Below are 19,293 nucleotides of genomic sequence, written 5' to 3' on the forward strand. Positions count from 1 at the left end.
GATGATCGTCTACGGCGACCACAAGCGGACGCAGGACGCACAACAGCTTCGCGAAGCAGCAGGCGAAATGGCCGTAAGACTTGATCGGATGTCTCATGGCATCCGACGCCATGCTGCATTGGTCGGACTGTTCATCAGCGTGTCGGAGCTGGTTCAGGCGCTTGCCGACGTCGATTTCGAAACCTGCGGCATCGACATTTTTTCGCCACGGCAACAGCAAGGCGCCAGGCTGCTGGTCGGGCTTGCCGCCGAGGTAGCGAAGTCGTGGCGAAGCGGTTTCAACGTTGGCGGTGGCATCGATCCGGGACTTCTCAAGCTGCTGGCCGGGCTCGACTGTCAGGCCGAGGTTCTGACCGGCTCCGCTGAGGGTTATGCGCATTATGCGCTTTATCCCGAAAGCTATTTGGACGCGGCGCAGAAGTCGGGGCTCGATGCGAACACATGCGTTATCGGTGTCCGCAGCATTGGCCTTGGGCTCGCAGCTATGGTGGCGGCCTCGATTGGCGCGCCTGCGCCATTCAGCGTTCGTCCGATCGGCCATCCTTTCCACAGGCACATCAACGCCGATCCGCGGTCGATCACCGCTTGGAAGAACAATCCATCGGCGCGTTTCGCCGTTGTCGACGAGGGTCCCGGCCTGTCCGGCAGTTCGATGCATGCCGTTGTCGTTTGGCTGCGTGAACTGGATGTCGATACGGACCGCATTCACCTGTTTCCCAGCCATTCAGGCGGCCCGGGCAGCGAAGCGTCGCCGGAGGCTCGGGAAACGTGGTCGCGCTGTCCGAAACATGTGGCGACGGCGTTTGAATGCACCTTCTCCGAAAACTCGAAAATTCCCACGCTGCGCGATTGGGTGGCCGAGGCGGTCGGCGGGCCGGAATTAAACCTGACCGAACTATCTGGTGGCGAGTGGCGGGCCGCCCACTATGCCGACGAAGGACGCTGGCCGCCGAGCCCACGCGGTACCGAGCGGCGTAAATTCCTGGCGTCCGCCGGGCGTGACCGCTGGCTCGTCAAATTCGCCGGCCTCGGCGAAACCGGACTGCGCAAGAAACGAGCCGCGGCGATGTTGCATGAAGCCGGCTTCGGATCGCAAGTTGTCGCGCTTTGCCATGGCTTTCTGGTTGAACGGTGGATTGACGGCAGCACGATGGATCAGGCGCCGCTGCCCAGGGAAAGACTGATCGCGGAGCTCACAAACTACCTGACCTGGCGTGCGCTCAATCTTCGAACTTGCGAACCGGGTGCATCATTGCTTGCTCTCGCGGAGATGGCTGTTTCCAATGCGTCGGAAGCCTTGGACGAGAAACGCGCAGCGACGTTGCGCGGTTGGCTCTCGAAACCGACCTCCGCGCATGTGCTGCAGCGCGTTGAAATCGACGGAAAGCTTCAACCGTGGGAGTTTCTCGTTCGTGCAGATGGCACGGTGCTCAAGACAGATGCTGTTGACCACTGCCGGGCACATGATTTGATCGGCTGCCAACCGATTGAGTGGGACATTGCCGGCGCCCGCGTCGAGTATGGACTGTCCGACAGCGATGTGAGGACCTTGGTCGAAGGAATGGAACTTCCCATCGACCGTGACCACATCGGCTTTTTCGAACCATGCTATTTGGCATTCCAACTCGGGCTCTGGAGCACGGCTGCGCAATCCGAAAACGGCGGGGAAAAAACAAGGCTGGCCGAGATGGCAGACCGATATAGGATGCCGCTGATACGGTTCCTGGACGAATGCCGGATATGATCGTTCCGATCAGTCCAGCCTTCGCAGCATGTCTGCTTCCTGCTCGAGAATAGTGGCCACTTCCTCGCGCTGCAGATGCGTCATCATCAGGCTGACGCAGCACTCGAGATAGGTAATCGAGGCGCGCCGCAGATAGGCAGCGGTCTCGCGTTCGGCCATCTGGTCGATATCCCTCGAGGGGCGCTTGGGTTGCATGAGGGTGATCCTCCGTATCGGGTCCTCCTGCCAAACCACAAGCCTGGGCGGATGTTCCGCACGATCTCGGGAAAGGTTCGGCGCCATCTCGCATCACGCCGGAAGGTTCTGCAGCCCTCCGGGTGCGGGCCTCGCTCTTTTGGCAAAGCCCGTCATCTGATCGCCGATGCGGCTGCCTTCGAGAGCTGCGAAATAATCGATCGTCAGCTTGAGCCCTTCGTTGAGGGGCACCTTCGGCGTCCAGCCGAGCAGCGCTTTTGCACGCGAAATATCGGGCTGCCTGCGCCGAGGATCGTCTTGCGGCAGCGGTAGAAATCTCAGATCCGATTTGGTACCCGTCATCGCCTTCACCAACGCAGCCAGTCGCACGATGGTGAATTCTCCGGGATTGCCCAGATTGACCGGCTTGCCTGGATTGGGATCGATATCCATCAGGCGCCTCAATCCATCGATCTGATCGGAGACATAGCAGAAGGATCGCGTCTGCAAGCCGTCGCCGAAGATCGTCAGGGGACGTTTCTCGAGCGCCTGCATGATCAGGTTCGAGACGATGCGGCCGTCCGCCGGATCCATTCTCGGACCGTAGGTGTTGAAGATGCGCGCGACGCGCACGTCGGCTTTGCCGGCTCTCAGATAGTCGAAGCAAAGCGTTTCGGCGGTGCGTTTGCCCTCGTCGTAGCAGGCGCGCGGACCGGTGCAGTTCACGTGGCCGACATAATCCTCCCTCTGGGGATGCTGTTCCGGATCGCCATACACTTCGCTCGTCGAGGCCTGTAGCAGCCGCGCGTCATATCGGACAGCGAGTTCAAGCAGGTTGAGCGTTCCAATCACGCAGGTTCGCGTGGTGTGGATAGGGTCGGCCTGGTAACGCGGCGGCGAGGCAGCGCATGCCAGGTTGAAGATACGCTCCACGGGCTCGCCGAGATCCAATGGCCGGCAGATATCCTGCTCGATCAACCGGAAACCCGGATGGTCCATGATCGAGATGATGTTCTCCATGCGCCCAGTCAGAAAATTGTCGGCGCAGATCACGCGCCAGCCGTTGCGGAGCAATGCTTCGCAAAGATGCGAACCGAGGAATCCCGCACCGCCGGCAACAAGCACTGCCTTTGCCCTTCGCGCGTTTCGTGTTTGTCGCATCGCCGTTTTCTCCTGTCTGCTGGTCATGCTGCGCTTCCGATGTCGAAATCGAGGGCCGCCGCCCTTGGCTGTGTCAACGCCGCCACGAATTCGCGGGCCCTGGCCGCACCGGTGTGGGATGCGAGGACGCGTTCGCGGGCCCGGCGGGCCATGGCGAGGCGTGTGCGCTCGGACTCGCCGAACAGGATCTCGACGACATCGTCCGTTTCCCCGGCGGTGTGGATCGCCGATGCAGGAAAGAAGCTGTCGAGCCCTGGCCAGCGATCGCTGATGATGGGCGTGCCGCAAGCAGCCGCTTCGAACAGGCGCACACTGGGCGACCATCCCGCGGCGATCATGGAACTGCGTGTGACGTTCAGCGTGTAGCGCTGACGGTTGTAGAACGCGGCATGATCGGCGGGCGGCAGATGTTCGATACGTTCGACATTGTCCGGCCAGATGATGTCGGATGGGTATTGCGAACCGGCCACGACGAAACGCCGGTCCCGCATATGCCGTGCGGGCTCGAGCAGCAGCGCGTTCAGCGTTGCCTGCCGGTCGGCACTGTAGGTGCCGAGATAGCCGAGATCCCAGCGGATCGGATCGCCGGTCCGGTGGTGCCGTTCCGGGTCGACCGAGCAGTAGAGCGGTTCGGCGCGGCGCGCGCCGAAGTCCTCCACCAGACGGCCAAGCATCGGCCCGCCGGTGAACGAGAAGTAGACGTCGAAGTAAGGAATCTGCCGCCAGCTCAGATAATCGCAATCGTCGGCTGAAAGCTGCGCCACGGTCACCGGCGTGTCGATGTCGTAAAAGCAGAAGCGCCCTTTGCAAAGTGAAGCGACGATGTCGATGACCACGCGCCCTTCCGGCACGAACGAGCCGATGACGACGATGTCGGCCTGCTCCAGGCACCGGGCGTAGTCGCGTTGTAACTCCGCGGTGGTTTCGTAGTAGCGCAAGGCGCAGAAATCCGGATCGCGCAGATCGCGGTGGTTTGCGTACCACGGCACCTCGCGCTCCAGAAAGGTCACGCGGTGGCCGAGTTCGTGCAGACCTTTCAGCAGGCCTCGAAACGTCGTGGCGTGGCCGTTTCCCCAGGACGAGGACAGCGACAGGCCAAGAAAGACTATGTCCAATTGCTTGGTCATTCCGCTGCCTCCACGGTCCCCTGCTCGAAGTGACGTTTGAAGACTGCATCGGCCACGTCCGCCCGCAACGCGTAGGTGTGATCGGCCAGCACGCGGCAAAGTGCGGCCTGGCCGATTGCCTTTGCCCGACTGGAGGTCAGCGAGCACATGATCTCGGCGACATCGCCGCCGTCGCGCGCCACCAGGATCTCCTCGCCTGGCTTCAGGAACAGTTCCACGCCCAGCCACGCATCGGTGATGAGGCAGGCGCCGGCGCCGGCCGCCTCGAAGACACGCGTGGCCGGTGAAAAACCGTTTACGGCCATGCTGTCGCGGCTGATGTTCAGAACCGCCTTGGGTGTGACGTTGAAGGCATTGTGATCGCGGGTGCCGACGTGACCGAGCCAGCCGACATTGGCGGGAAGCGGCTTGTCCCCCCAGCCCGATCCACCGAGCAGAAAACGCTGTTTCGGCAGCTGGCATGCGGGATCGAGGAAAAACGCTTCGACCCGTGCCTCACGATCCGGCAGCCTGTTGCCAAGGAACGCCAGATCGCAAGCGAAACGCGCATTGCTGGTGACCGGATAATGTGTTTGGGGATCGAGCGCATTGTAGATCGGCACGCATTCGTTCGCCCCCATGGCACGGTAGGCCCATACGACGGGGTCGCCGCCGCCATAGGTCAGCACAAGGTCGATTTCTTGCAGGGCGCTATGGAGCGGATGGTCCGGTTCGTCGCGCAACTGGGCAAGGGTTGCCGGAGCGTCCACGTCCCAGAATACCACCAGCGCGTCGCTGCGGGCGTGGTCGAGAACGACACGCAGCAGCGCCTCGTCCTCGAAACCGACGCCACTCGCCTTGACGACGATGTCGGCGCTGGCGGCACGTGCCGCGACCTGCATCAGCGCGTGCTGGGTCGCTTCATAAACGACGACAGTGCACCAGTCAGGCGCCTCGATGTCGCGATTCTTCTGCCGGTCGTAGACGTCGGGTTCATAGAAGGTGATTTCGTAGCCCAATTGGGAAAGCGCCTTCAGCAACCCGCGATAGTAAGTCGCGGCACCGTTCCAGTAGGACGACAAAAGACTCGATCCGTAGAATGCCATCTTCATGCGGCGGCTTCCTTTGCGGTGGTGTTGTTGATGGTATGTTCGGTCGTGCATGCCGTGAGCACGCGGAACAGCTCGTCAACGCGGTGCTGGCAGGTATGCCGGGAGCGAATGGTCTCGAGGCCCGAAGTCACCAGGGAAGCCGCGAAATCCGCATCGGCCAATACCGCCCGCAAGTGTTGCCGCATCTGAGAGCCGTTCTCCGCAAACAGGAAGTCGACGCCGGGCCTGAACAGCTGCTCGACATCGGACCAGGGTGCTGAAATCAGCGGAATGCCGCAGGCGAGCGCCTCGAACATCCGGATCGTCGGAATTCCAGGCAATCCCTCACGATAGGGGCGCCGTGGGATGTGAACGGTGACACGATGCGCGGCGAACGCCTTCGGCACATCGGCATTGGCGATCCATCCATCATAGCGCAGTCCGGCGGCGGCCAGGTCCGCAAGTGCGGGCTTGGGGTAGCGTACGCCGTGAACAGTGGCCTCGAGACCGAGATCGTGTACTGGCTCGATCAGAAATTCCTTGAGTTCGGCAGTCCGCTCATCGTCGCCCCAGTTTCCAATCCAGACCAGATCGGACATGGGATGGATCTCTGGGTGCGGCTTGAACAGGCGATCGTCCGCGGCTTCATGCCAGGTGAAGACGCGCTTGCCCCAGCCGGCGCGCAGATAGCTCTCGCGCAAGGTCTCGCCAAAGGCGAGGACGCCGTCATAGTGCTCCAACCGTAGCGCCGAGATTGCCTCGGTCGCCGATATGGCCCGGTGATGGGTGTCATGAAACAGAAGGATGAAGTTGCCGCCAGCGGCCCGGGCACGGCCGATGCGTGCGACAAGCTCCGGATCCGTCCACTCATGAACGATCACAACGTCGGCCTCGGCGATCCAGGCCTCGTGATCGAACCCGGCATTGTAGGTCACCGGCATCAACTCTGGGAAATCCTTGCGGAAGCGTTCGATGGCGAAGGATCCCTTCTCGGCCAACAGGTTCGAACGGCTCCAGCCGTCGGACGGCTCCAGCGCGACTGCCTGGTGCTGGCGCGCGATCAGATCCCGCATGATACCGCGCAGGAAATGGGCATTGCCGTGGTTCCAGTCGGATACGACCGAGTGGGTGTAGAACAAAAAGCGCATGGTCAACGCCCCGCCATAGCCAGGGCCGCCTTGTCGTAGACGCCTCGCATGGCTGCCGCTTGCCTGGCCAGTGTAAACCGGCGGCTCCGTCGCATCGCTGCCTGGCCGAGCTCTCGCCTGAGTTCGGCATCGCTGGAAAGACGATTGAGGCCGGCAGCGAGGTCGTGCGGATTGCGCGCGTCAAAGAACATCGCGGCCCCGTCCCATAGTTCGCGATAGGTTGCGATGTCGGAAAGCACCAGGGGCGTCGCCGACATGGCAGCTTCCAGCGCGGCCAGACCGAATGGCTCATAGATCGACGGCGACACGAAAATGCCGGCGCGCGCCATCAAGGACCGCACCTCGTGAGACGGCAGTGCTCCCAGAGGAACAGCATAGCTGAAGCTGGTACGCCCGCCGTTCGGACCGTGCATCGAACCGGCGGCAAAGACGGGCCATTGCGTCAGCGACGCGGCCTGGTCGATCACCGCCGCATTCTTCCCCTCGTCCCACCAGCGGGCAGCGGCGAAGACGAGCGGTTGGCGCTTTTCGGCCTTCGGCACCGGACTGGCACTATTTCCGACGACACTCAGACGCGCGATCGGGCCGTAGCAGGTCTCAAGCATGTCGGCGTGGCTGCGGCTCGGCACGATGACTGCGTCGGCCCGATTGAAGCCACGCCTGTTGCGCTCCTTCTGCCAGGCCCATGCGCCATCCACTGCCTGTTTCCTGACGGCGTGGAACCATGTCGTCACGCAGGAATGGGAGACCGCCACGGCTGGGCACGGCGCATCGAATCCCGCCGCCTGCGTCGGCGCGTTGAAATGGACTAGGTCGATGGCGTGGTCGCGCATGGGCGCAAGCAATTCTAGCGGTAGCGCATCCAGGTCGCCGCCGTTGTGGGTCATCCAATCCGGCGGCGTGTTCAACCAGATCAGCGTGGTGAAAGTCTCTGCCTCCGCAGCCTGCTGCCTCGTCGGCTGGGGACCGAGCCCGGCAAGCACCACACTGTCGCCGCCATTCACAAGTTCCCGTGCCAGATCAAGCGCATAGCGCCATACGCCGCCCACGGCATCGACGGTCATCAGGATGCGCCGCGAGCGCGGCGTCAGTGTTCGCAACATGTCGCCTCCAGTTCCGCCAGCGGCCGGGGCCGCTTCTCCTGGATGTCACTGAATTTCTGGAAGGATGCGAGATAGTGATCATGGGCGCGCTCCCAGGCAAGGTCGTCGGGTTCGCCCCAAAGCTCGCGATAGCTGGGCGAACTCGGATACGGATAAAGCGGAACAGGTTCATTGGCCCATACGCCGTGGTCGATCAGGTGGGTTCGCCAGTGCTCGACCAGGGCGGGATCATCCTCGACCACGCCGATCAGATTGGCTTGAACGAATGGAACGTGACGTCTAGCATCGACGAGCAGCGCGGCAAGTTCCTCGGTGCCCAGCCGGCAGCGCTTGGCCAGCATCGCCCGGCCTTCAACCGTCAGGCTTTCGAGCCCTGCTTCAATGGAGACGCAGCCTGCGGCGCCCAGCAATTCCAGCAGCTCGGGCTTCCACAGATCGATGCGGGTCTGCACGCCGAATTTCACATTGCGATCGACCAAGGCTTCCAGCAACGCTTTTTGCGGCAGGAAGATTTCGTCGATGAAGTAGATGTAGCCGACACCTTGGGCAATCAGCCGATCGATCTCCGCGACCACCGCTTCGTGGTTTCGACGGCGATAGGCATCACGGAAATCGATCTTGGCGCAGAAGCTGCAATTGTAGGGACAGCCGCGCGATGCCTCGACTTCCGCGCCGAACCCGACCTGATTGTCATCGAACCTGTGATGGTGGTGCGAATGGGCTGCGATCCAGTCCGCAGGCCATTCGAGGGGTGGATGATCGACAAACGAGCTGGCGTGGACGCCGCCGTTCGAAACCACCCTGGCATCCCGCAGATAAGCGGTTGAGGGCACTGCGCTCCAATCGTCGCGCCGGGCAAGTTGCTCGACGACTTCTTCGCATTCGCCGCGCACGACGATGTCGACGCCGAGCTTGCGCAAGGTTGGCGCCGGCGTGGCCGAGCCGTGCGGCCCGACGGCGACCGTGCGTCCACCGCGCCCGGCGAGAAGGTTGAGGAAATCGGCCGGCACGCGCAATTCCGGCGGTGCGCAGCGCCAGAACAGATAGGTCGGCGCGGTACTGACGACAGTCATTGCCGGGGCGAAATCGGCCACCCGCTCGCAAAGACCGGAATTGTCGAGCTTCTGCAACTGACCATCCAGCATCAGCACCTCATGTCCGGCGGCTTCGAGCAGGGCCTTCGAATAGCCGAGTTCCAGCGGCAGATGTGGTTGGCGGCAGCCGAAATAGATGCTGTCGTCGTAGGTCCAGAATGGGTTTACCAGAGCGATTTTCATGCGACGTACCTCACGGCTTCGGGGTGAGGCTCGAGCCGGTGGCGCTGCAGCCAGTCGGCTAGGTCGCGGACGCCTTCGCGCCATGAAACCTGGGCCATCCAGCCAAGCGCGGTTTTGATCTTGCGGGTGTCGGCGACGAAGAAGGGCTGGTCGCCGGTGCGTTCGCCATCATGGCGGATTGAAAGCTCATGGCCGGTCAGGCCACGGATCTCGCTCAACAGCGTGCGCAGGCTGAGCGCATTTTCCGGGCCGCCGCCAAGATTGAATGCCTGGCCTTTGGTCGTCTCGATGTGGTCGAGTACGGCCCTGTAGGCGGCGACGGCATCGGAAACATGCAGGATATCGCGCACTTGCCTGCCGTCACCGTAAATGGTGATGGGGCGTCCCGTCAGCGCGCTGAGCAGGAAGTGCGCGACCCAGCCCTGGTCCTCGGTTCCGAACTGGCGCGGTCCATAGATGCAGCTCATCCGCAGCACCGCCGTCGGCATGCCGTAGGATTTGGCGTAGTCGAGCACATACTGGTCCGCCGCGCCCTTGGAGCAACCGTAGGGCGTGCAGAAGTCCAGGCCCCGAGCCTCATCGATGCCGTTCGCCTGGATGACGCTGTCGCAAGGCACATAGCGGTCGCCGTCCTCGCGGACCGCGACGTCGGGCAGGCTGCCATAGACCTTGTTGGTGCTGGCGAAGACAACAGGAATACGCTCACCGCTCAGTCGCGCCGCCTCCAGTACGTTGAATGTTCCGCGAAGGTTGATGTCGAAATCCTCGCCCGGCTGGACCAGGCTTGTGGTGACGGCGGTTTGCGCGGCCAGATGGAAAATTGCCTTTGAACCCGTCAGAGCCGGCGCCAAGGCGTTGGCGTCCCGCACGTCGATGGTCTCCACCGTGAGGCGACTGGCGTGTTTTTGTGCCAGCCATTCAAGGTTCTGCTGGACGCCCGGACGGCTGAGATTGTCGATCACCAGCACCGGTTCGCCATCCGACAACAGGCTGTCGGCGAGGTTCGATCCTATGAAGCCGCTGCCGCCGACGATGGCGACCGGCGCGTCGCGTCGATTGCGTGTGTTCATGACACCAGCCCGCGTTCTTCGAGCTCGCGTTTCATGTCGGCGCCGCGGTCGACGGCGGACGTGTTACGCACCCAGGAAACGAAATCGCCGAGCGAATTCTCCAGTTGCCGCACCGGCTCGAAACCGAGCAGCTCACGGGCCTTGGAAATATCGGCGAAGCAGTTGCGGATATCGCCGGAGCGCGCTTTGCCGAGCAGTTCGGGCGAGCGGTTCGGTGTCCCCATGGCCTCGGCCAGCAATCGTGCGACTTCGCTGATCGCGTAGGCTCGGCCGCTGCCGATGTTGATGACATGACCCTTTGCCTGGCGTTGCTGCAGTGCAAGGCGAAAGGCGCGGGCGACGTCATGCACATGGACGAAATCGCGCTTCTGTTCGCCATCCTCGAAGATCATTGGCCGTTGGCCGTTGGCGAGACGCGAAGCGAAGTTGGCCAGCACGCCGGTATAGGGGTTCGACAATGCCTGGCCGGCGCCGAAGACATTGAACAGGCGCAACGCGACAGCATCGATGCCATAGGCTTCGCCGAAGATCAGCACAGCGCGTTCTTGTGCGTATTTTGTCAGCGCATAGATTGAGGCGAGATCGACCGGCTTTTCTTCGTCCGTTGGCAGCGGCGAGAGGGGGGCTCCCTCTGGCGACAGCGGATTCCATTGCCCGCTTTTGATGTCGCTCGCCTTGCGCCGGGCATTGTCGATGCGCCGGCCGTCTGGCGTTGCATAGAGCCCTTCGCCATAGACGCTCATCGACGAGGCGACGACGATCCGTTCGACCGGGTGCTTGATCAGTGCTTCAAGTAGCGTTGCGGTGCCGAGATCATTGGCGCCGACATAGCGCGCGATCTCGTACATCGATTGTCCGACACCGACTTCCGCCGCCAGATGAATGACCGCGTCAACACCTTCCAGCGCACCGGCGACCGCCTCCCGGTCTCGGACATCACCCTTGATCAGTTCGGTCCCGGCGGGAAGCGCGACGGCTTCGCCCGCATGCACCTGCTCCAGCAGCGCATCGAGGATGCGAACCGAATAATCCTGCTCGACGAGTTCCTGTGCGACATGCCGGCCGATGAAGCCGCAGCCTCCTGTAACCAATATGCGTTTCACGACGACTCCTCAGACCAGTAACCTCGGCGCCCCGAACTTTTCGGCAAAAGGTTTGTTCCCTTGCTTCAACAAAGTTCCTTTGGCGGACTTCGTTGGGAGCCGGCATCGCGATCACGGCGCGGTGCTGGAACATTGACGCCCTTGTGCTGTTAGGACGCCCGACAGCCCGCGTGTCCCATGGAGCAACGCCGATCAAAGGAGATTTCAATGTCTCAGTCGCAAACGACCACCGACCACGACGAAATTCGCAAGTGGGCCGAGGAGCGGGACGGCCGGCCGGCAGTGGTGCGCACAAAAGGCGAGGGCGGCATCCTGCGGATCGACTTCGGTGAGCCTGAGGAAGCATTCGAGCCCATCGAATGGGACGAGTTCTTCCGGATATTCGACGAGAACGATCTGGCCTTTCTGTATCAGGCCAAGACCGGGGAGGGGAAAGCCAGCCGTTTCAACAAATTCGTCGAGCGCGATCAGAAGGACTGATGAGACAAGCCAAGCGGCTGATCTGTACGGCCCAGTTGTCGAGATGTGGTCAACAATGACGGCCCCGCGGCTTAGCACTTCAGCCTGAGAGGGAGGGTAAAATTAATGCATCAGGTTTGCGCCGCGGGTTTTCGCCATCTCTCGCATGATGCCGTTGAGCCAGTTTTCAGTGGATTGACCAGGCTGTCTGCGGTCGACATCCCGGATCGCTTGCTCGAGCGTCCTCTCGACGAGCCGATCCGATGCGTCGACGTCTCCCAGCAAAAGGCGCGCCGCAAGTCGCAGTTTGGGCAAAAGCGCGAAGACGTCGTCGGACGGGTCCGGTCCGGGGGTCGCCCGCCCCGGTGCCTGCGGGGGAAAGAGTGCGTTGAACACCGCCTGGCTGCCCGAGGATTTCCGCAGATTGCTGGCGTAGCGGAGATGGTCGGGAATGGCGATGTCGTCATCGCCACTGAAGAACACGAAGGGGACACCCCGGCGCATCAACTCATCAGCGATTGGAAACACGCGTCGGCCATTGAGATTGACATCGAGGATTGCAGCTTCGGCCGTTTCGGTATGTTTGGATGCCTGTTCGACGGTTGCGGCGGGCCCGAGAATGATGGCGCCCATATTGCTGAAAAACCGCGCAAGATCTCCCGCCATCGTCCACTCGTCTTCGACTATCAGAATATGCAGCCCCCGCAGGTCGCGCACGTCGTCATCCTTTCTTGCAACGGAGGTTAGAATGCAGAGGATTTGCTTTCCGAATTCTGTCATCCAGGGCCGCCTGCAACCGCTTCGCAAGCATCAGCATGCGATTCGGGACGGGCCCCGCATCGGAACCTGCTAGCGATCCAGGCGCCCCTGACACCACTGGCGCTCGGAGTTTTATGTCAGCAGAGCGTTTCGTCATTGAACCACCATTGATATCGGGTTCAACGTCATCCCTGACGTCTTGTTCCATACGTCTTGCGCGCTATATGGTTATGTCCTGTTCGATCCGGCCTTGAGGAGACTTCATGTCGGGTCGGCGAAAGGGGGACATGCCGTGACTGCCCGATCGACTAGATTTCCCATCGTTGGCATCGGCGCGTCCGCGGGTGGCATTCCCGCGATGGAAGGCTTGTTCAAAGGCGTTACCAGCCAGCCCGGCATGGCGTTCATCATCATCACGCATCTCAGCCCGAAGCGAGAAAGTCTGTTGCATGAAGTTGTCAGCCGCTACACCGAGATGCCTGTCGTTGTGGCCGAGGATGGCATAGCTGTTGTACCTGACCACGTCTACGTGATGCCACAAAACGTCACTCTGGCGATCGCCAACGGTGTGCTGCGCCTGCGGCGGCCCAACGGGCTTACCCAAGAGCGCAAACCCGTCGACATCTTCTTTAGTGCGCTCGCTGAAGACCAGGGCGAATATGCCGTGGGCGTCATTCTGTCGGGCGGTGATTCCGATGGAACGCTGGGCGCCAAGGCGATCAAGGAGCGGGGTGGCCTCACTGTCGCGCAAGCGCACGACGGCTACGGGCCGCGCAATCCCGACATGCCACAGAGCGCTATTGCCAGCGGGCTCGTCGACGTCGCTGTGCCCGCCGAGGAGATCGGGGCGAAGCTGGAGGCTTTCGCCCGCGGCTTCGACACGCTGGAAGGGCTGGCGGAAGAAGATGGCGACCATACGGCCGACATCGATAAGGTGCGAGAACAGATATACGCCATTCTGCGCAGCCACTCCGGCCACGACTTCTCGGGCTACAAGACCAAGACATTTCTGCGCCGCGTGAAGCGACGCATGCAGATCGCCCAGGTCCATTCCATCAGCGCCTATATAGACTGGCTGAAGAAAGATGCTCGCGAGGTGATGAACCTTTTTCGCGATCTGCTGATCAATGTCACCAACTTCTTTCGCGACCCCGATGCCTTCGAGTTGCTCGAGCGAAAGATCATACCGCAGTTGTTCGAAGGCAAGACCGCCAGCGACACCGTCAGGGTCTGGGTTCCCGGATGCGCCACGGGCGAGGAGGTGTTCTCCATCGGCATCCTGCTGCGCGAACACATGGAGACGCTTACGGTCGTTCCGCGCGTCCAGATATTTGCCACCGACATAGACGAGCCTGCGCTGGCGGTGGCCCGGGCGGCACGCTATCCCGAAGCCCTGCTGCAAGGGCTTTCACCCGAACGCCGACAGCGGTTCTTCAACGGCGACGGAGAGAGCTATGTCATTAGCAACGAGATACGGGAACTGTGCATCTTCTCGCCGCACAGCGTCATTCGCGATCCGCCTTTCTCGCGCATGGATCTGGTCTCCTGCCGCAATCTGCTGATCTATTTCGGCCCGAGCATCCAGAGCCGTGTCATCCCTGTCTTTCACTATGCATTGAAGCCCGGCGGTTACCTGTTCCTCGGCACCTCCGAAAGCGTTGGGCAGCACGACAATCTGTTTGCCACTGTCGACAAGAAACATCGTCTCTTCCAGGCGCGCGAGCATGCCTCGCCGCATATCAGGCTGCCCGCCTTGATCGGTGAGAGCCGTTCCGGCGTCTTTCCCTCTGAAAGCGCCGGCTTAAGGAAGGGAGCCGCCGGTTATCCGCTGCGCCAGGCTGTCGAGGCGCAGGTGCTGGAGCGCTTCGCTCCGCCGCATGTCCTGGTCAACGCCGAGGGCGATGTCGTCTATTATTCGGCCAGGACCGGCAGATATCTCGAAGCGCCGCAAGGGATTCCCAGCCGGCAGTTGCTGACGATGGCTAGGCGTGGGCTGCGACTGGACCTCCGCGCCGCGTTGCGGGAAGCGACGACGACGCGCCGCACAGTGGTGCGGGAAAACCTCATCGTAGAGGAAGACGACGAACGGGTCCAGCCGATCAAGCTCACGATCGAACCGCTCACCGAACGTGGCAATGGCGAGCCGCTTTATCTCGTCCTGTTCGAACCGTCGGGGCCGACCCAGGCCCGCTCAGAGGAAGACGGCGGCGGCCGTGACAGTGACAGCACCGCCGATCTCGAGCGGGAGCTGCGCGACACCAGGGAGCGCCTGCAATCGACGATCGAGGAATACGAGACCGCGCTGGAGGAGGTCAAATCGTCGAACGAGGAACTCGTCTCCGTCAATGAGGAGGCGCAGTCCACCAACGAGGAACTCGAAGCCTCGAAGGAGGAGATGCAGTCGCTCAACGAGGAGCTCAACACGATCAACGCCGAGTTGACGGCCAAGATAGAGGAGCTCGACCACGCCAACGGCGATCTGCGCAACCTGTTCGAAAGCACCGACATCGCGACCATTTTCCTCGACCGCAGCCTTGTGGTCCGTACCTTCACGCCGGCGGCGTCATCCTTCTTCAGCCTGCGTCCCTCCGATGTCGGCCGGCCGCTGACGGATCTGTCTAGCCAGCTCGACTACCCCGAGTTGAAGCAGCACATCGACAAGGTCTTTGAGACAGGCGAGATCCTGAATCACCATCTGGCACGCGATGCCAGGGGCCTGTTCCACATGGTCCGCATCAATCCCTATCGCGACAAGGGCAACAGGATCCAGGGCGTGGTGGTGACACTTGTCGATGTCACCACTCTGGCACAGGCGGAAGAGCATCAGCAGGTGCTCATCTCGGAACTCAACCATAGGGTCAAGAACATGCTTGCGGTGATCGCCAGCATTGCAAGCCGCACGCGGGAAAGTTCTGATACGAAGGAGGAGTTCGCGGATGCGCTGATCGGCCGCCTGCATGCCATGTCGCGGGCCTACGGCCTGCTGACCCGGGAGAGATGGAAGGAAGCCTCGGTCAGGGAAATGCTCCAGCAGGAGCTCGAACCATTCGGCATCGAGCGGATCGAACTCGATGGCAAGGATGTCAAACTAGGTCCGCAACAGGGGCTTTCCCTGAGTATGGCCATCCATGAACTGGCCACCAACGCGGCCAAGTATGGCGCTTTGTCAAAAACCGACGGCAAGGTCAGTGTGCAATGGTCGATCGACGATGACAGTTTCACATTTGGCTGGCGAGAAAAGGACGGCCCTCCTGTCAAGGCGCCGTTAGACAATGGCTTTGGGCTGACCTTGTTGCAGGGTGAAATTGATTACAGGCTGGGCGGCCATGTCGAGACCGCGTTCCACAAGGACGGCCTCAGCGTCCAGATCGCGTTTCCGGCAAACCACAAGGAGGCGCCGTGAGCGACGACAGGCCGCGCGTTCTGGTGGTCGAGGACGAATGGCTGATCGCCGAAGACGTCGCGTCTCGCCTGCGTGCGGCGGGTTATCCCGTGATCGGCCCGGTCTCGTCGGTCGCCGCGGCTCGTCAACTTATCGATGCAGGCAAAGTCGACGTGGCGCTGCTGGACATTCAATTGAACGGTGAAACAAGTCTGCCCGTGGCCGAAACACTGTTGGCTCGCGGTATCCCCTTCGCCTTCATGACCGGATTTGGGCCCCGTGACGTTCCCAAACCCTTCCGAAACTGCAAATTCGTGCCGAAGCCGGCAGGCGACGCTGCCCTTCTCAACACCCTGGCCGACCTGGCATCGCTTCGTCCCGACACGCATTCTTCGTGATTTCAGGCAGTGCTGGCCTCGATCGATCCGGTGACTCCGGCCCGCCCGATTTAGGGTTCATTCGACTGTGAACACCTCAGGGACCGCGAAGTGGAACAACTCAAGTCCGTGCGAGTTCGGTAGCCGTGCAGCGTCATCGCTCCCCTCGTTTGATGCTGGACGATCGGGTCCCCCTCAGCCTGATCCGCTCGCGCTTTCTGTTGGAAAGCGCGAGCCTTTAATCATCTCGACGATCATGTTTTTGGACCGGGGTGGGAACAACGTACCGGTTCGGCAGTTCGGCGTGCAGGAGGAACAAAATGCAATTCGCCGAAGAAATCGCGCTCAGGCGCGTAAAAATGCTGGTCGAACAATATGTTGTAGCCAGGAGCAGGAGATATGATTTCGTCTCGACGGAACTTGCCTGCAAAGCCATCCGCCAGGTCGTACGAAGTCCGATTGAAGATGCCGAACTGGACCATCTGCTGGCCAGAAGCGCCGTCAAGCAAGGGCTTTCGGTGCGGTTCGACCGAATAGGTCATTGGCAGACGGCTTCGCCCGAACTCCAGGAGAAGTCAGCATGAGAGCAGTGCTATTGATGTCGGCGGCATTGCTCGCCTTGGCGGGGTGCAACGATAATGCCGATCCAGCCAAGTCCAAGACGGATACTACGAACAGCCAACCGGTCGACAAGAATCCCACGACCGACACCAACCCGACACCGCAGACCAGCACCGGCGGCGAGCAGCAAGGCACGCAGCCAACCCAGCCGGCATCTCCAAAGCCAAGTGGCGGCTAGGCCAAGTGGCGGCTAGGCCAAGTGGCGGCTACGGCCGCTTCTGTGCCCAACGGCGGGGTCGCCGGACACGTCTCTCCGGCCGGGACCGAGGCCTCCGGCCTCAGCAAACAATTCTTACGGGAACGGACTTGACGGCCGGAACGTGGGCCTCCTTGGCGCGATGCCATAGGGGCACCAGGGGATTGAGTTCCGGATAATAGCCGGCGCAGTTGCCTTGCGGCACGGAATAGGGTGTCACACGAAGGCCGCGCACACGCCGCTCCACACCGTCATCGGCATGCGTTTCGAGATCGATCTGCTGCCCCGCGGTCAGTCCGAACCGCTGGATGTCGGCCTCATTCATCAGCAACACCATGCGTGTACCGTGGATGCCGCGCAACCTGTCATCATAACCGTAGACGGTCGTGTTGAACTGGTCGTTGGATCGCACTGTGATCAGCGTCAGCACCTTTTGGCCCGAGACATCGATATCGGGATCTGTCTCCAGCGTGGTGGGCGGCTTGAAATTGGCCTTCTTGTTCGGCGTTTCCCAAATTCGCTTCGATGCCTTGATGTCGCGATGGAAGCCTCCGGGTGTCAGGAACCGCTTGTTGAACTGGCGGAAATGCTGTGGAAAGCAGCGCTCGATCTCATCACGGATGCGAGAATAGTCGGCAATCCACTTATCCCAAGGGATCGAACTCATGTCTGGCACGGTGGCCTTGGCCAGCTCCGCGACGATCTTCGGTTCCGAAAGCAGGTTTGGCGAAACCGGCGGGCGCGATCCAAAGGACCCATGGATGCAGGCGGTCGAATCCTCCATGGAAACGGTCTGATCGCCGCTTGCCTGGCGATCTCTTTCTAACCGGGACAGGCAGGGCAACAGATAGGTTACTGCCCCCGGCAGGAGATGACTTCGGTTGAGCTTGGTCGCGATTTCGACATGCAGGCCAAGTCTGCGCCAGGCTTTCTCAACGAGGCCGGTTTCGGGCACGGCGCGGACGAAATTACCACCCAGGCCGACAAAGCCTTTCACCGAGCCGGCGATGACGCCTTCGCAAGTCTCGACCGTATCGAGGCCCTTCTCGCGCGGGGGCTCGAATGCATAGAACTCGGCGAATTTGTCGAGCGGAACGAGTTCAGGTTTTTCGGATATGCCGACGGTGCGCTGGCCCTGGACGTTGGAATGACCCCGCAGGGGCGAAATGCCGGCGCCGGGTTTTCCCATATTGCCCCGCATCAGCAGCAGATTGCACAACATCTGCACGTTTTCGGTGCCATGCCTGTGCTGTGTCAGACCCATGCCATAGTTGCCGATCACCGCATTGGACCGGCTGTAGACTTCGGCGACATGCTCCAGATCCGGTCGCGCAATGCCCGACCGGGCGACGATGTCATCCCACGCGGCAGCGCGCAGATAGGCCTCGAATTCGGCGAAACCATGCGTATGTTCCGCGATAAACCCGATATCGAGGATACGCGAGCTTCCCTGCTCGCGGGCCGCATCGTCGAGCGCGAGCACAGCCTTGGCGATGCCGGTCATGGCGGCGATATCGCCGCCGCCGCGGACCTGGAAGAAGTCGCTGGACATTTTCGTGCCGGGCCCCGGCGACAGCATGTCAACGGGATTCTGCGGGTTCTTGAAGCGCTTGAGCCCTCGCTCCGGCAAGGGGTTGAAGGTGAACACCGGCACATTGCGTTCACGGGCCTCCTGCAGCGGGTGCAACAGCCGCGGCGCCGTCACCCCGGTGTTGTGGCCGAAGAAGAACATCATGTCGCATTGCGAAAAGTCTTCGAGTTGTACGGTTCCAACCGGCGAGCCGATTGATCTGGGAAGCCCGACCGAGGTCGATTCGTGACACATGTTGGAAGAATCGGGCAGGTTCGACGAACCGTAGATGCGCGCGAACAGCTGATACATGAAGGAAGCCTCCAAAGAGGCCCGGCCGGACGTATAGAAAACCACCGATTTCGGATCGAGGCGCCGAAGTTCCATGCCGATCTCGGCGAAGGCTTCATTCCAGGACACCGGCTCGTAGCGGTCGGTGACGGCATTGTAGCGCAACGGATCGGTCAGTCGGCCCTGCTTTTCCAGCTCGCAATCCGGCCAATCGAGCAGTTCGGTGACGGAATGTCGTGCAAAGAAATCGGGGCCGCAGCGCAGCTTCGTCTGATCCCACAGCGTGGCCTTGGCGCCATTTTCGCAAAACTCGAAAGGCCGCGGCTCTGCCGGCTTGGCCCATGAGCATGAAACGCACATATAGCCGTCTGCCTTGTTCTGCTTGAGCAGAGTGCTCCATATCCCAGACATCAGAAGGCCTTCGCCATAGGCTTTACGGATCAAGGAAGACAGGGATCCCCAGCCGCCCGTCGGGTGGTCGTATTTCTTGATTTCGACATGATCGGTAACGGCAGGTTTCATGGCAGAACCTCGCAAGTGCGACTACCAAACCTCGCCGCTCGTTGATTGTTCCCCGCTGCCGGGATGGGAACGTCGCTGGTTCAATCCAATCCCGCCAATCCCGGATCGCCCCACCGCTGGAGGCCAGGCCGGCAAGCGC

Annotated in this window: 17 protein-coding genes; 6 read left to right on the forward strand and 11 right to left on the reverse strand. The window is 61.4% G+C overall.

All coding sequences use genetic code 11. From position 1 onward, the window contains the following. Position 1: 1 nt before the first annotated feature. Positions 2 to 1,744 carry a hypothetical protein gene (locus EN990_RS00675; protein WP_127384539.1) on the forward strand — a complete coding sequence of 581 codons (1,743 nt, stop codon included), beginning with the start codon at positions 2 to 4 and terminating at the stop codon, positions 1,742 to 1,744. Between the two features lie 9 nt (positions 1,745 to 1,753). Here EN990_RS00675 and EN990_RS00680 read toward each other — a convergent pair whose 3' ends face one another. From EN990_RS00680 to EN990_RS00720, 9 genes are all read right to left on the reverse strand, one after another. After that, positions 1,754 to 1,939, reverse strand: coding sequence for a hypothetical protein (locus EN990_RS00680; protein WP_013533200.1), 186 nt, complete (start codon positions 1,937 to 1,939; stop codon positions 1,754 to 1,756). Positions 1,940 to 2,032: 93 nt separating this feature from the next. Then, positions 2,033 to 3,079, reverse strand: coding sequence for a UDP-glucuronic acid decarboxylase family protein (locus EN990_RS00685; RefSeq protein ID WP_024502361.1), 1,047 nt, complete (start codon positions 3,077 to 3,079; stop codon positions 2,033 to 2,035). A 23-nt stretch (positions 3,080 to 3,102) separates the two neighbouring features. Continuing rightward, positions 3,103 to 4,206, reverse strand: coding sequence for a glycosyltransferase (locus EN990_RS00690; RefSeq protein ID WP_024502362.1), 1,104 nt, complete (start codon positions 4,204 to 4,206; stop codon positions 3,103 to 3,105). Beyond that, entirely contained in the window at positions 4,203 to 5,297 is a 1,095-nt protein-coding gene (locus EN990_RS00695) for a glycosyltransferase (protein WP_127384533.1), read from the reverse strand. Before EN990_RS00695 ends, EN990_RS00690 begins: the two co-directional genes overlap by 4 nt. Next, the gene (locus tag EN990_RS00700) at positions 5,294 to 6,424 is read right to left on the reverse strand and encodes a glycosyltransferase (RefSeq protein ID WP_127370015.1); all 1,131 of its coding nucleotides are present in this window, start codon (positions 6,422 to 6,424) and stop codon (positions 5,294 to 5,296) included. Before EN990_RS00700 ends, EN990_RS00695 begins: the two co-directional genes overlap by 4 nt. Positions 6,425 to 6,426: 2 nt before the next feature. Beyond that, complete coding sequence (locus EN990_RS00705) at positions 6,427 to 7,527, reverse strand: glycosyltransferase family 4 protein (RefSeq protein WP_127370016.1); 1,101 nt, start codon at positions 7,525 to 7,527, stop codon at positions 6,427 to 6,429. Next, the gene (locus EN990_RS00710) at positions 7,512 to 8,804 is read right to left on the reverse strand and encodes a TIGR04295 family B12-binding domain-containing radical SAM protein (RefSeq protein WP_127384532.1); all 1,293 of its coding nucleotides are present in this window, start codon (positions 8,802 to 8,804) and stop codon (positions 7,512 to 7,514) included. The genes EN990_RS00705 and EN990_RS00710 overlap by 16 nt, the downstream gene beginning before the upstream one ends. Further along, entirely contained in the window at positions 8,801 to 9,874 is a 1,074-nt protein-coding gene (locus tag EN990_RS00715; protein ID WP_024502366.1) for an NAD-dependent epimerase/dehydratase family protein, read from the reverse strand. Before EN990_RS00715 ends, EN990_RS00710 begins: the two co-directional genes overlap by 4 nt. After that, positions 9,871 to 10,977 carry an NAD-dependent epimerase/dehydratase family protein gene (locus EN990_RS00720; RefSeq protein WP_127384531.1) on the reverse strand — a complete coding sequence of 369 codons (1,107 nt, stop codon included), beginning with the start codon at positions 10,975 to 10,977 and terminating at the stop codon, positions 9,871 to 9,873. The genes EN990_RS00715 and EN990_RS00720 overlap by 4 nt, the downstream gene beginning before the upstream one ends. Before the next feature lie 207 nt (positions 10,978 to 11,184). Between EN990_RS00720 and EN990_RS00725 the strand changes: the two genes are divergently transcribed. After that, positions 11,185 to 11,457: a hypothetical protein gene (locus EN990_RS00725; RefSeq protein WP_013533191.1), complete on the forward strand. Its 273-nt coding sequence runs from the start codon at positions 11,185 to 11,187 to the stop codon at positions 11,455 to 11,457. A gap of 102 nt (positions 11,458 to 11,559) precedes the next feature. Here EN990_RS00725 and EN990_RS00730 read toward each other — a convergent pair whose 3' ends face one another. Further along, a complete protein-coding gene (locus EN990_RS00730; protein WP_127368738.1) occupies positions 11,560 to 12,216 on the reverse strand; it encodes a response regulator in 657 nt (218 codons plus the stop codon). A gap of 271 nt (positions 12,217 to 12,487) precedes the next feature. Between EN990_RS00730 and EN990_RS00735 the strand changes: the two genes are divergently transcribed. The 4 genes from EN990_RS00735 (at position 12,488) to EN990_RS00750 (ending at position 16,753) form a co-directional block, all read left to right on the forward strand. Beyond that, positions 12,488 to 15,598, forward strand: coding sequence for a CheR family methyltransferase (locus EN990_RS00735; RefSeq protein WP_127368737.1), 3,111 nt, complete (start codon positions 12,488 to 12,490; stop codon positions 15,596 to 15,598). Beyond that, complete coding sequence (locus tag EN990_RS00740) at positions 15,595 to 15,975, forward strand: response regulator (RefSeq protein ID WP_127368736.1); 381 nt, start codon at positions 15,595 to 15,597, stop codon at positions 15,973 to 15,975. The genes EN990_RS00735 and EN990_RS00740 overlap by 4 nt, the downstream gene beginning before the upstream one ends. A 299-nt stretch (positions 15,976 to 16,274) precedes the next feature. Beyond that, a complete protein-coding gene (locus tag EN990_RS00745) occupies positions 16,275 to 16,538 on the forward strand; it encodes a hypothetical protein (RefSeq protein WP_127367384.1) in 264 nt (87 codons plus the stop codon). Continuing rightward, positions 16,535 to 16,753: a hypothetical protein gene (locus EN990_RS00750; protein ID WP_013533186.1), complete on the forward strand. Its 219-nt coding sequence runs from the start codon at positions 16,535 to 16,537 to the stop codon at positions 16,751 to 16,753. The genes EN990_RS00745 and EN990_RS00750 overlap by 4 nt, the downstream gene beginning before the upstream one ends. Before the next feature lie 100 nt (positions 16,754 to 16,853). On the opposite strand, the gene EN990_RS00755 is transcribed toward EN990_RS00750, so the two are convergent. After that, the gene (locus EN990_RS00755; protein ID WP_024502371.1) at positions 16,854 to 19,154 is read right to left on the reverse strand and encodes an FdhF/YdeP family oxidoreductase; all 2,301 of its coding nucleotides are present in this window, start codon (positions 19,152 to 19,154) and stop codon (positions 16,854 to 16,856) included. Positions 19,155 to 19,293 lie beyond the last annotated feature (139 nt).

Source organism: Mesorhizobium sp. M7A.F.Ca.US.005.03.1.1 (genome assembly GCF_003997975.1).
GTDB lineage: Bacteria > Pseudomonadota > Alphaproteobacteria > Rhizobiales > Rhizobiaceae > Mesorhizobium > Mesorhizobium ciceri.